The organism is Phycicoccus elongatus Lp2 (assembly GCF_000367525.1).
GTDB classification, from domain to species: domain Bacteria; phylum Actinomycetota; class Actinomycetes; order Actinomycetales; family Dermatophilaceae; genus Phycicoccus_A; species Phycicoccus_A elongatus.
On sequence record NZ_HF570956.1, the window covers coordinates 999,775 to 1,012,659 of the forward strand.

The following is a 12,885-nucleotide window of genomic DNA, read 5'->3' on the forward strand; positions in this document are numbered from 1 at the left end:
GAGTTGAGTCCGTAGCGTTGGTGTACGTCGACACCGGTGGCGTGTCCCTGCTGGATGCAGGTGCGGTCACCGCGTGATCCTTCGAGTGAACCTCTCACAGCACTCTCGAATGGAGCATCGCGATGACCGCGAACCTCAGTATCGACCCTGACGTGTTCTTGCACGAGCAGCTCGCGCAGGCCAGCCCGGACTTGATGCGTGACCTGCTCTCCACCTTCGTCAACGCCTTGTTGTCGGCGCAGGCCGACAGTGTGTGCGGCGCCGACTATGGGACCCGGTCAACCGAGCGGACGAACCGGCGCAACGGGTACCGGCATCGGGACCTGGACACTCGCACCGGCACTCTCGACATCGCGATCCCCAAGCTGCGTGAAGGCAGCTTCTTCCCGGAGTGGCTGCTGGAACGGCACCGCCGCGCTGAAGCCGCCCTGACCACCGTCGTGGCCACCTGCTACCTGCTTGGGGTCTCCACCCGCCGGATGGACAAACTGGTGCGCACGCTGGGCATCACCGGCTTGTCGAAGTCAAAGGTCTCCGAGATGGCCAAGGACCTGGACGCCCAGGTCGAGGCGTTCCGGACCCGACCCTTGGACGAGGGGCCGTACACGTTCGTGGCCGCCGACGCGCTCACGATGAAGGTGCGTGAGAACGGGCGGGTGGTCAAGGTCGCGGTCATGGTCGCCACCGGCGTCAACGCCGACGGCTACCGCGAAATCCTCGGTATCCAGTGCGCGACAACCGAATCCGGTGCGGGCTGGCTGGGGTTCTTCCGCGACCTCGTCGCCCGCGGCCTGACCAAAGAAGGCCCGGTCGGCCTGGTCACCAGTGACGCCCACACCGGCTTGGTCGAGGCCATCGGCGCGACCCTGCCAGCTGCGTCCTGGCAACGCTGCCGCACCCACTACGCCGCGAACCTCATGGCCGCGACCCCCAAATCGCAGTGGGGTTGGGTCAAAGCCCTCCTGCACTCGGTGTACGACCAACCCGACGCCCAAGCCGTCCACGCCCAGTTCGACCGCGTCCTCGAGGGGCTGCACGACAAGCTCCCCGCAGTAGCCGAGCACCTCGAGGACGCCCGCGCCGACATCCTCGCCTTCACGATCTTCCCGAAAGTGTTGTGGCGACAGATCTGGTCCAACAACCCCAACGAACGGTTGAACCGCGAGATCCGCCGGCGCACTGATGTCGTGGGCATCTTCCCCAACCGCGAAGCGATCATCCGCCTCGTCGGTGCCGTCCTGGCCGAGCAACACGACGAATGGGCCGAACAACGCCGCTACCTCGGACTCGAGGCCCTCAAACAAGCCCGCGCAGCCCTCGCCGACCGCGAGACAGTCCTCCTGACCGAGGAGGTGAACCCCGACCTGATCGCCCGCGCCATCAGCGCCTGAACATCACCATCGAACGATCACCTCGTACACCACCGCTCCGGGCTTGACCTGGTGGGGCGTCTGGTTGTGGACGAGGGCTTCCACCGCACGCTGTCTGACGGCTGGGCCGACGCCCGCTGCTACACCTCAGAGTCTGAGCGCCGAGGTGAGCTGGAGGAGTGGTTGCGCTACTACAACGAGCACCGGCCCCACACGGCCTGCGGCAACCAGCCGCCCTACTCACGATTGATCAACGTTCCCGGTCAGGACAGCTAGCTGTCGGTTCCTCAGTGCCTGGGCCCGCAGAAACCCGCACTCAGCGGGGAGAGGGAGGCACTTGGGGGCGGGAGGCGCTGCGGGGAAGAGGCGGGAGGGTAGGTCGTCAGGTCGGCTTGTGGGCGGCGACGAAGACCGATGAACCGAACGGCAGGTCGCGCCGCCGAAGGATCCGCTCGTCCAGGCGGCACAGGTGGCGCAACACCGTGTTGAGCACGGGCGGCACGCTGGGGATCTCCGCGATGTCCTGCGCCTCGGTGCGGTCGCCGCGCACCCGGCGGACGAGTCGTTCGGCGGCGAAGAAGGGGAAGACGGCCGCGAAGGCATGGGTGGTGCGGTCGACCGTGAAGCCGGCCGCGGTCACGGCTGCGGCGGCGCGCTTGCGTGTGTAGCGGCGATGGTGACCATTGGCGACGTCGTGGTCGCTCCACGCCCACTGATAGGCAGGCACGGCCATGAGGAAGGCCCCACCGGGGCGGATCACCCGCGCCACCTCGGCGAGCGCGACTGACTCGGGCTCACAGTGCTCGATGACGTCGAAAGCGCTGACCACATCGAAGGTCTCGTCGCCGAAGGGGAGAGCCATGGCCGAGCCGCAGACACCTTCGGACCCCAGACCGCGAGGGTCGATGTCGAGGGATGCCACATGGGCAGCCCCTTGTCGTATCCATTGCGCGCTGGGTCCATCGGCCGAGCCGAGATCGAGCGTCAGTCGTGAGCTGGCGGCATACGACGAGAGCGCGGTCTCGAGAAGACGGGATCGGGCAACGTACCACCAGTAGTCCTCGACCGAGTGTGATGGGGATCCGCCGTGACCGATCAGCTGATGGCGATCAGGACGCATGCGACGGACTCTCTGGTGAGCCAGCACCCGCAGCCCTCCTTCCTTGCTGATGACCCGTGACTCTGTCCACCGCTGCACGTTCGGCCACTTGGCGCCTCGCCTCCAGCTCCGGCTCGACCCGAGCGCGGTAGCCGAGAATCCCCACAGCCAGGACCAGCGCGGCAGTGTTGGTGGCGAAGACCTCGCCCAGGCGCGTGGCACGGACGGGGGAGCCGAGATCGCGCGTCGGCGGCCGAGTTGTGGCGAGCAGCAGGGCCACTGCGAGAGCGGCGGTGCTCCCCTCGGGGGTCTGCAGGGCACGTTCGGCGATGTCGCTCCACCCAGATGGCGCGCGTCGCTGGCTCATCTGCCTCCTCATGCGGCACGGCCCCTGTCGGCGCACCATGATAGGCGTAAGGACGGGGTCCCTGCGCCGCGGCTGCTGTGGACTTGCCTGTCCTGGCGAGGGTCGGCAGGGATTCATTGCCCACCTTGGAGACCCACAAGTTCGTCGTGGTCGTGGTGCAGGTGTTGGCTATCCGTGTTGGTTTGGCCAACCATGGCAACGAGTCCGTGACGGTGGTGCTCTTGGGCATCCTGGTCGTCTGTGTGTGCATGCTCATCCGCCCGTGGATCCAGGTCATCTGGCCCCGTTCCATCGGTCGCGTGCACCGCGCGGGCCCACGTTGAACCCGAGGGACTGACAGCGACGTCAGTCGAGCGGTCCACCGGCAACATAGATGACCTGCCCACTGACGAAGCCGGCCTCCTCGGAGCAGAGGAAGGCGATGGTGGCCGCGATGTCCTCGGGTTGGCCGACCCGCTGCACGGGGATCTGCGAGGCCGAGTGCTTGATGAAGTCGTCGAAGGGCACGCCGATGCGCTCGGCCGTGGCCGCGGTCATCTCGGTCTGGATGAAACCGGGGGCCACCGCGTTGGCGGTCACGCCGAACTTGCCGAGTTCGATGGCCAAGGTCTTGGTGAAGCCCTGGAGGCCGGCCTTGGCGGCGGAGTAGTTCGCCTGGCCGCGGTTGCCCTGCGCCGACGAGGAGGACAGGTTGACGATTCGGCCGAACTTCTCGGCCGTCATGTGCGCCTGGCACGCCTTGGTCATGAGAAAGGCGCCCTTGAGGTGCACGTTCATCACCGCATCCCAGTCGGACTCGGTCATCTTGAAGATGAGGTTGTCGCGGATGATGCCGGCGTTGTTCACCAGGATCGTGGGGGCACCCAACTCCTCGGCGATCCGTGCCACGGCCGCGTCGACCTGATCGGCGGACGACACATCGCAGCCCACGCCGATCGCCCGGCCGCCATCGGCCGTGATCCGGTCGGCAACGGCGACACAGGCCGCCTCGTCGAGGTCGAGAATGGCGACGGCGTGGCCGTCCTTGGCCAGGCGGGCGGCGGTGGCGGCGCCGATGCCGCGGGCGGCGCCGGTGACGACGGCGACACGAGAGGTGCTCATCTGCTTTGGAGTCCTTCGGGGCAGGCGGTAACTTAAGTGGTCGCGTCCGACCCTACCCAGCGCCGAGTGAGGCGTCTTCGACGCATGTCACATCGGAGGGAACGCAGTGGAGATCTGGCCCGGCACGGCATACCCCTTGGGTGCCACCTACGACGGCAGCGGTGTCAACTTCGCGGTCTTCAGTGAGGTGGCCCACGCCGTCGAGTTGTGCTTGCTCGACGACACCGACGGAGAACTCACCGAGCAACGCATCGCCATGCCCGAGGTCGACGGGCACGTGTGGCACTGCTACCTGCCGGGTCTGCAGCCAGGGCAGCGCTACGGCTTCCGGGTGCACGGGCCCTTCGACCCGGTCAATGGCCACCGCTGCGACCCGAGCAAGTTGCTCCTCGACCCCTATGCCAAGGCGATCGAGGGGCAGGTCACCAACGACCAGGCGCTCTTCAGTTACTCCTTCGCCGACCCGACCGAGCCCAACACCGACGACTCCTTGAGCAAGACGATGCACTCGGTCGTCATCAATCCCTACTTCGACTGGGGCCACGACCGCCCACCGCGGCACGAGTACCACGACTCGGTGATCTACGAGGCCCACGTCAAGGGACTGACGATGACGCACCCGGAGATCCCCGAGGAGATCCGCGGGACGTATGCCGCGATCGGCCACCCCGTGATCGTGGATCACCTCACGAACCTGGGCGTCACCGCGATCGAACTCATGCCGGTGCACCAGTTCGTCCAGGACACCTCGCTGCAGGCCAAGGGGTTGACCAACTACTGGGGCTACAACACGATCGGCTTCCTCGCCCCCCACAACGCGTATGCCGCGGGTAGCCAGGGTCAGCAGGTCACCGAGTTCAAGACGATGGTCAAGGCCCTGCACGAGGCCGGTATCGAAGTCATTCTCGACGTCGTCTACAACCACACGGCCGAGGGCAACGAGATGGGCCCCACGCTGTGTTTCCGGGGTCTGGACAATGCGTCCTACTATCGGCTCGTCGACGGTGCCAAGGAGCACTACTACGACACGACCGGCACCGGGAACAGCCTGCTCATGCGCCATCCCCATGTGCTGCAACTCATCATGGATTCACTGCGCTACTGGGTCACCGAGATGCACGTCGACGGCTTCCGCTTCGACCTCGCCGCCACCCTGGCCCGCCAGTTCCACGAGGTGGACAAGCTGTCGGCCTTCTTCGACATCATCCAGCAGGACCCGGTGATCTCGCAGGTCAAGCTCATCGCCGAGCCCTGGGACGTCGGCGACGGCGGCTACCAGGTCGGCAACTTCCCCCCGCTGTGGACCGAATGGAACGGCAAGTATCGCGACACGGTGCGCGACTTCTGGCGCGGCGTGCCGGCCACCCTCGGCGAGTTCGCGTCACGGCTCACCGGCAGCAGCGACCTCTACGAACACAGCAGCCGCAAGCCGATCGCCTCGATCAACTTCATCACCGCCCACGATGGCTTCACGCTGCGGGATCTGGTGTCCTACAACGAGAAGCACAACGACGCCAACCTCGAGGGCAACCGCGACGGCGAGAGCCACAACCGGTCATGGAACTGCGGCGCCGAAGGCCCGACCGACGAGGCCGCCATCAACCACCTGCGAGCCCGCCAGCAGCGCAACTTCCTCACCACCCTCCTGCTCAGCCAGGGCGTGCCGATGATCGCCCACGGCGACGAACTCGGCCGCACCCAGGACGGAAACAACAACGTCTACTGCCAGGACAACGAGCTCTCCTGGGTCGACTGGGTGCTCACCGACGAGCAGAAGCAACTGCTCGCCTTCACCAAGACGATCGTCGCGTTGCGCGCCAACCACCCCGTCTTCCGGCGTCGCCGCTTCTTCGCCGGCAGTGCCGATCACGGTGGTGAATCGAACCTGGGTGACATCTACTGGCTCAAGGCCAGCGGCGACCTCATGAGCGAGTCCGACTGGGCAGCAGGAGAGGCCCGCCTCATGGGCATGTGGCTCAACGGTTCCGCCATCCCGGAGCCGGACGGACGTGGGCGTCGCATTCTCGACGACGACTTCCTCATCATCTTCAACGCGGGCGCCGATGACGCCGCCTTCACCCTGCCCACCGGGGCGTGGGGCGGCACCTGGTCGATCGAGGTCGACACGGGAGCCGATGTCGTCGACGGCGAGTGCCACGGAGCGGGCTCGGCCCTCCCCGTCGGTGGCCGGTCGATCGTCGTGCTGCGCAGCCGCCGTGAGGAGCCCGTCGTCCCGGCCGGAGCCTCACCGACCGCCGCGACCTGACCGTGGCCGACGTCACGCACCTCACGCACCGCCCCGGGCCGGGGCGGGTCGTGCCGGTGTCGACCTACCGCCTCCAGATCCACGCGGGCTTCGGTTACGACGACGCCGCCGCGCGCGCGGCATACCTCGCCGACCTCGGGGTGACCCATCTGTATCTCTCGCCGGTCCTCCAGCCGGCACCGGGGTCCACCCACGGCTACGACGTGCTGGACCACACGCGCATCCATGAGGAGGCCGGTGGGCGAGAGGCCTTCGACCGGCTCGTCGCCGCGGCACGCGAGCACGGCCTGGGTGTGATCGTCGACGTCGTCCCCAACCACATGACGGTGCCGCGCCCCACCCATCTCAATGCGCCCTTCTGGTCGCTGCTGCGCGAGGGACGCGAGAGTCCGTATGCCGCGTGGTTCGACGTCGATTGGGACGTCGAGGACGACCGGATCCTCATGCCCGTGCTCGGTGGGACGATCGGCGAGGCCGTCGAGCGGGGTGACGTGGTGCTCGCCCAGGACGGTGGGCCCAGCGGTCGCGAATGGGTGCTCTGGCACCACGGCGACGAGTTCCCGGTCCGGCCCGGCACCGAGACGTTGCCGCTGCCCGAACTCGTCGAGGCGCAGGCCTATCGCCTGTCGAGTTGGCGCGAGGCGGGGGAGGCCCTGAACTACCGACGCTTCTTCGACGTGACCTCCTTGGTGGCGGTGCGCGTCGAGGACCCGGTCGTCTTCGCGGCGACCCATGCGCTGCTCGTGTCGCTCTTCGGGCACGGCGCCGTCGACGGCTTCCGGATCGACCACCCTGACGGCCTTGCCGACCCGCGCGGCTACCTCGCGATGCTCGCCGACGCGACGGGCGACGGCTGGGTCGTCGTCGAGAAGATCCTCGAGGGCGACGAGCCGCTGCCGGACGACTGGCGGTGCATGGGCACGACGGGCTATGACGCCCTGCTGCGCGTGCAACAGGTCCTGACGTCGCCCGCCGGCGAGGACGTCCTCGACCGGCTCTGGGATGAACATGCCTCTGGCACATCGCTTTCGGGGACCCTCGAATCCGTCATTGTCGACGCCAAGCGGCTCGTCGTCGACGACGTGCAGGCGGCCGAGGTCGACCGGCTCATGCGGTTGCTGCGGCGGGTGCTGCCCACCGAGGACCCGCGGCCATTGCGCAGTGCCCTCGAGGCGATGCTCGTGGCGATGGACCGCTATCGGGCCTACTTCACGCCCGGCGAGGAGGCCGACGTCGCGCAGTATGCCGTCGTCGACGAGGTCGAGGCTCGCGCCCGCTCGCTCGTCGCGCCCGAGGACGCCGACGCGGTGGCCGTGGTCGCCCAGTTGGTCCGGGGAGGCCGGCTGCCCCAGGCTGCGCTGGGCGAGGTGCCAGCGCAGGCGGAGTTCCGTACCCGCTTCCAGCAGACCTGTGGCCCCGTCATGGCCAAGGGCATCGAGGACACCGCCTTCTACCGCTGGTTCAGGCTGGTCGGCGCGAACGAGGTCGGTGGGCACCCGGAAACCCTCTCGATCCCCACCACCGCCTTCCACTCGTATGCCGCGGGGAGGCTCGAGCGTTGGCCCGTCACGATGACGGCTCTCACCACGCACGACACCAAGCGGTCCGAGGACGTGCGCGCCCGGCTCATGGTGTTGGCTTCGGACGCGGCGGGCTGGGAGCAGTGGGTGCGGGCTGCCTCCGCCCTGGGCGCCGTCCACCGGTCGGCGCTCGTCGATGCACCAACCGAGTACCTCGTCTGGCAGACCCTCGTCGGCACCTGGCCGATCACGGCCGCGCGGCTCGAGGAGTATGTCCTGAAGGCCGTGCGCGAGGCCAAGCTGCACACCGCCTGGGTTGACGGCGACGATGCCTATGAGCAGGCCGTCGTCGACTTCGCGACGGGGGTGTTGCGTGTCGACGCTGTGCGCGCACACCTCGATGAATGGGTTGTGGCACAGGCGGACTCGATGCGCGCCAACGTGCTCGGCCAGAAGGTCGTCCAACTCCTCATGCCGGGCGTCGCCGACGTCTACCAGGGCACCGAACTGATGACCCTGACACTCGTCGACCCGGACAACCCGCCGACCGGTGCAGTACGACGACCGCGCCGTCCGCCTCGCCCGCCTCGACGAGGGTGAGCCGGCTCTCGACCTCGACGACGAGAAACTCCTCGTCGTGTCCCGCGCGCTGAGGCTGCGACGAGACCACCCCGAGTGGTTCGTCGGGGCTGGAGCAACCTATGCCGCGTGGCCGGCCCCCGAGGGCGTCCTCGCCTTCACCCGAGGCGACGACTCCGGGGCTCATGTGCTCGTCGCCGTGCCGATCAAGGGCCGGACCTCCCTCGACGCCGGCGACATCGACCTGCCCGAGGGCGACTGGGAGCCGCTGTGGCCGGACAGGCTGCCCGTCCAGGTCTGGGTGAGCCACGCGTGATCTCGGTGTGGGCGCCGGTTGCCGTTGCTGTCGAGATCGAGTGGAGTGGCGACGGTGCGCCCGTCGCGCGGGAGGCGATGTCTCGCGACGACGACGGGTGGTGGCACTGGGACGGTGACCCCGCGGCATACCAAACCTTTGACTATGCCTTCGTCCTCGACGGCGCCGAGCCGTCGCTGCCTGACCCGCGCAGCGCTTGGCAGCCTCACGGTGTGCACTCGCCGAGTCGATTCTTCGACGCCTCACGGTTCGTCTGGAGCGACCAGCAGTGGCGCGGAACCCGCTGTGGCGCAGGCGTCCTCGGAGGTCTCGTCTACGAGCTGCATGTCGGCACCTTCACACCCGAAGGCACCCTGGACGCGGCGATCGAGAGACTCGACGCGCTCGTGGCGATCGGCGTGGACCTCGTCGAACTCATGCCGCTCGCGGCCTTCCCGGGTGACTGGGGCTGGGGCTATGACGGGGTGGCCCTCTACGCGGTCCATGACCGCTATGGAGGCCCGGCGGCGTTGCAGCGGTTCGTCGACGCCGCCCACGCGCGCGGGATCGGCGTCTGCCTGGACCTGGTCCACAACCACCTCGGGCCGAGCGGCAACTACCTCTCGCGTTTCGGTCCCTATTTCACCGACACCCACCACACGCCGTGGGGGTCCGCAGTCAATCTCGATGCCCCCGGGGCCGACGGCGTCCGATCGTTCCTCGTCGATCAGGTGTTGCGGTGGTTCCGGGACTTCCACGTCGATGCCCTGCGCCTCGACGCCGTGCACGAACTCGCCGACGACTCCCCGCATCACCTCCTCGCCGAGTTGTCCGACGCGACGGCAACCCTCGCGACAGAGCTCGGGCGGCCCCTGGACCTGATCGCCGAGAGCGACCTCAACGACGTGACGATGGTCGAGCCGACGGCACTCGGCGGGCGGGGGATGACCGCCCAATGGGCCGATGACGTGCACCACGCGTTGCACGTCGTGCTCAGCGGGGAGAGCCAGGGCTACTACGCCGACTTCGCCGGCGGCGGCGAGCGTGAGGAAGCCGGCCCACTCGCCGTGCTCGCGAAGGTCTTCACCCGCGGCTTCCTCCACGACGGCAGCTTTTCCAGTTTCCGAGGGGCACTGTGGGGTCGAGCCGTGGACGTCGACACCTTCGACGCGCGGCGGCTGCTCGCCTATCTGCAGACCCACGACCAGGTCGGCAATCGGGCACTGGGGGATCGCCTGCACGCGACGCTCTCGCCCGGGCGGCACGCGATCGGGGCCGCGCTCGTGCTGCTCGGACCCTTCACCCCGATGCTCTTCATGGGTGAGGAGTGGGCGGCCGCCACTCCGTGGCAGTTCTTCACATCCTTCGACGATCTCGCCCTCGGCGAAGCGGTCAGCCGTGGTCGGCGCGAGGAATTCGGCAGTCATGGCTGGAGCGTGGACGAGGTGCCCGACCCGCAGGCCGTGAGCACCCGGGACGCGTCCGTCCTCGACTGGTCCGAGCCGGGTCGCGAGCCGCACGCCCACATGCTCAGTTGGTATGCCGCGTGCTCGGCGCTGCGCCACCGCCTCCTCCCCATCGGGTCACCGCTGCGACTGGCCGACGTCCTGGTCAGCTTCGACGAGGCCGCGCGGTGGGTCGTCGTGAGTCATCACGGACTGGCCATCGCGGCCAACCTCGCCGACCATCCGCAGACCGTGCCGGTGCCGGACGGCGCCGTGCCCCTGCTGAGGTGGGCCGACCACGGGAGCGAGCTGCGCGGCATATCGGGGGAGGGGTTGGTCCTCGACCCCGACGACTGCGCCGTGCTGCGCCTCACTCCTTGACGCGGATCATGCCCTCCTGGGCCACGGTCGCGATCATCGTGCCGTCGCGGCCGAACATCCGCCCGATGGCCAGGCCTCGGCCGCTCTGGGCGGACGGCGACTGCTGCGCGTAGAGCACCCAATCGTCGGCGCGCGCCTGGCGGTGGAACCACATGGCGTGATCGAGGCTCGCGATCCGCAGGCGGGCATCGGGCCAGACGAGGCCGTGCCGACGCAGGACGGGCTCGAGGAGGGAGTAGTCCGAGCTGTAGGCCAGCACGGCAGCATGGATCAGCGGGTCATCCGGGAGGGCTCCCTTGGTGCGCATCCAGACGCTCTGCTCTGCTGTGCGCTCCTCGGCGGGCGCGAAGAAGAGGTGACCGTCGTTGTGCCGCATGTCAATTGGTCGCCGATTGGCCAGGTCCTGGGCGCGCGGCTCGTTGATCCCGCCGAAGAGGTCGGTCATCGAGGGCAGGTCCTCGGGCGCGGGCACCGTCGGCATCTCGTCCTGGTGGTCGAGGCCGCCGGCGACCTCCTGGAAGGACGCGCTCATCGCGAGGATCGGCTTGCCGTGCTGGATGGCGTGCATTCGGCGGGTCGAGAAGGAGGCGCCGTCACGCATCCGCTCGACGGCGAAGTGGATCGGTGCCTCGTCGTCACCCGGTCGCATGAAGTAGGCGTGAAGGCTGTGGATCGGGCGCGGCGGCGCGCCGGGTTCGAGGGTGATCGTCCGCCCGCAGGCGATGACTCCCTGGGCGAGGACCTGGCCACCGAACACGCGGTGGTGCGGCATCCGCTCGCTCTGGCCGAGGAAGACGGTGACGTCCTCGTTGACCAGGGCCGGGAGCTCGGCCGGGGTCTGGTCGGTCGGACGGAGGTTGACCTCGACGGCGCCGACCTCCTGCAGGTCGAGGGTCGCGAGGAGGCGGTCGACGGGGGACTCGGTCACCCCGGCAGCCTAGTGCGCGCGGCGCATCAGGCCACCAGCGGACGAGTGGTGCGCTTCCCCGGTCGGTATGCCGTGTGCCCGGCGATCGTGACCGCACGGGCCAGGCGCTGGACCGCCTCGTCGAGTTGCCCCGGCGAGAGCACATAGGGGAGACGGAGCCGGCGATCGAGGGTGCCTGTCGCTGCGAAGCGGTTGCCGCCCGCGAGGAGCAGGCCCTCGCGCTCGGCAGCGTCGACGACCCGGGCCGATGAGGTGGCTTCGGGCAGGCGCAGCCACAGGCTGAGACCCCCCGCTGGCATGGTGAAGTCGACCTGGGGCAGGTGGGTGCGCAGGGCGGTGATGGCGGCACCACGGGCGCGGACGAGGTCCTCGCGGCGGTCGGCCGGCATGCCGGGTGACTGGCGGAGCAGGTGGAGCAGGACCAATTGCTCGAGGACAGGGGCGCCGAGGTCAATGGTGACGCGGGCGTCGACGAGTCGGGTGAGCAGGTCCGCGCGGGCGCGGATCCAGCCCAGGCGCAGGCCACCCCAATGGGACTTGCTCGACGAGCCGACGGTGATGGCACCGGGGTGGTGGGCGGCGAAGGGCAGGGCGGCCTCGCCGTCGTCGAGCCGGACCTCGGTGATCGTCTCGTCGATGAAGGTGAGGGTGTCCTGACGGGCGAGCGCACGACCCACCAGGGCGCGCTGGGTGTCGGGCATGTAGGCGCCGGTCGGGTTGTGGAAGTCGGGCACGAGCACGGCGGCCCGAGGACGGGACGTGGCGATGGTGGAGGTCACGGTCGTGGTGTCCCAGCCGGTGTCGTCGACGGGGACGGGCACGAGGCGGGCTCCGGTGCGCCGCAGCGATTCTGCGGCGTTGGGGTAGGCAGGGTTCTCGATCAGGACCCGGTCCCCGGCCGAGAGGAAGGCCCGCTCGAGGATGGCCATGCCGGCCACGGCACCACTGGTCACGAGGATCTCGTCGGCGCTCGTCGGCAGGCCGCGGGCGGTGAACCGTGCGGCAATCGCCTCGCGCACCTCCGGCACGCCGAGGGTGAAGTAGCCGGCGCCGGCCAGGTAGGCCGGCAACTCGTCGACCGCTGCGGCGTACGCCTCGGCCACTCCGCTCGGCGCGCGGGTGGCAGCACAGGTGAGATCGAGGACGTCATGGCCCGGCTCGGCGGGATAGAGGGAGGCGCCGGTGCCGCGGCGGATCTCGCCGGTGGGAATGGCGACCGTCGTGCCGGAGCCCTGCCGCGCCACGGCATACCCACTGTCGCGGAGCACGGCATAGGCGCGAGTGACCGTCGTGCGGCTCACACCCAGCGCGGTCGTGAGGTCGCGCTCGCTCGGGAGGCGGGTGCCGACGACGACGCGCCCGTCGGCGATGAGTAGGCGGATCCGGTCGGCCAGCGCTCGATAGGCGGGACGAGCATCGGCGAGGTCACCGACGAGGGTGGCCAGGCGGGGTGCGGCGACGGTGGGCGACATGCAGGCCACTGTCTCACAATTGGCTATCGAAGGTGTGGCCACTTTGGCCGCACACTGGTGGA

The 12,885-nt window shown here is 68.9% G+C and carries 10 protein-coding genes and 1 pseudogene; 7 read left to right on the top strand and 4 right to left on the bottom strand.

The features are described 5' to 3' along the window. Positions 1 to 122: 122 nt before the first annotated feature. Together BN10_RS04780 and BN10_RS04785 are read left to right on the top strand one after the other, a co-directional pair. Positions 123 to 1,391: an IS256 family transposase gene (locus BN10_RS04780; RefSeq protein ID WP_010849552.1), complete on the top strand. Its 1,269-nt coding sequence runs from the start codon at positions 123 to 125 to the stop codon at positions 1,389 to 1,391. 72 nt (positions 1,392 to 1,463) lie between these two features. After that, positions 1,464 to 1,646: pseudogene (locus BN10_RS04785) on the top strand (integrase core domain-containing protein); the annotation flags it as partial. Between the two features lie 106 nt (positions 1,647 to 1,752). Here the strand turns inward: BN10_RS04785 and BN10_RS04790 are convergent. Then, the gene (locus tag BN10_RS04790; RefSeq protein ID WP_156917139.1) at positions 1,753 to 2,490 is read right to left on the bottom strand and encodes a class I SAM-dependent methyltransferase; all 738 of its coding nucleotides are present in this window, start codon (positions 2,488 to 2,490) and stop codon (positions 1,753 to 1,755) included. 471 nt (positions 2,491 to 2,961) lie between these two features. On the opposite strand from BN10_RS04790, the gene BN10_RS04795 reads away from it, so the two are divergent. Then, on the top strand, positions 2,962 to 3,159 hold the full coding sequence (locus BN10_RS04795; protein WP_156917140.1) for a hypothetical protein: 198 nt from the start codon (positions 2,962 to 2,964) through the stop codon (positions 3,157 to 3,159). 22 nt (positions 3,160 to 3,181) lie between these two features. On the opposite strand, the gene fabG is transcribed toward BN10_RS04795, so the two are convergent. Then, on the bottom strand, positions 3,182 to 3,937 hold the full coding sequence (gene fabG / locus BN10_RS04800) for a 3-oxoacyl-ACP reductase FabG (protein WP_010850043.1): 756 nt from the start codon (positions 3,935 to 3,937) through the stop codon (positions 3,182 to 3,184). 106 nt (positions 3,938 to 4,043) lie between these two features. Here fabG and glgX point away from each other — a divergent pair, with 106 nt between their 5' ends. The 4 genes from glgX to treZ are packed head-to-tail and all read left to right on the top strand — an operon-like array spanning position 4,044 to position 10,423. Next, positions 4,044 to 6,203, top strand: coding sequence for a glycogen debranching protein GlgX (gene glgX, locus BN10_RS04805; protein ID WP_010850044.1), 2,160 nt, complete (start codon positions 4,044 to 4,046; stop codon positions 6,201 to 6,203). Between the two features lie 2 nt (positions 6,204 to 6,205). After that, entirely contained in the window at positions 6,206 to 8,323 is a 2,118-nt protein-coding gene (treY, locus tag BN10_RS04810) for a malto-oligosyltrehalose synthase (protein ID WP_010850045.1), read from the top strand. Beyond that, the gene (locus tag BN10_RS17710) at positions 8,274 to 8,618 is read left to right on the top strand and encodes a hypothetical protein (protein ID WP_010850046.1); all 345 of its coding nucleotides are present in this window, start codon (positions 8,274 to 8,276) and stop codon (positions 8,616 to 8,618) included. Before treY ends, BN10_RS17710 begins: the two co-directional genes overlap by 50 nt. Next, a complete protein-coding gene (gene treZ / locus BN10_RS04815) occupies positions 8,615 to 10,423 on the top strand; it encodes a malto-oligosyltrehalose trehalohydrolase (protein ID WP_010850047.1) in 1,809 nt (602 codons plus the stop codon). Before BN10_RS17710 ends, treZ begins: the two co-directional genes overlap by 4 nt. Here treZ and BN10_RS04820 read toward each other — a convergent pair. Then, the gene (locus BN10_RS04820) at positions 10,413 to 11,351 is read right to left on the bottom strand and encodes an acyl-CoA thioesterase (protein ID WP_010850048.1); all 939 of its coding nucleotides are present in this window, start codon (positions 11,349 to 11,351) and stop codon (positions 10,413 to 10,415) included. The two genes, treZ and BN10_RS04820, sit on opposite strands and share 11 nt — an antisense overlap. Positions 11,352 to 11,377: 26 nt before the next feature. Then, positions 11,378 to 12,823, bottom strand: a complete 1,446-nt coding sequence (gene yczR / locus BN10_RS04825) for a MocR-like transcription factor YczR (RefSeq protein WP_040750933.1) — start codon at positions 12,821 to 12,823, stop codon at positions 11,378 to 11,380. Positions 12,824 to 12,885: the final 62 nt, after the last annotated feature.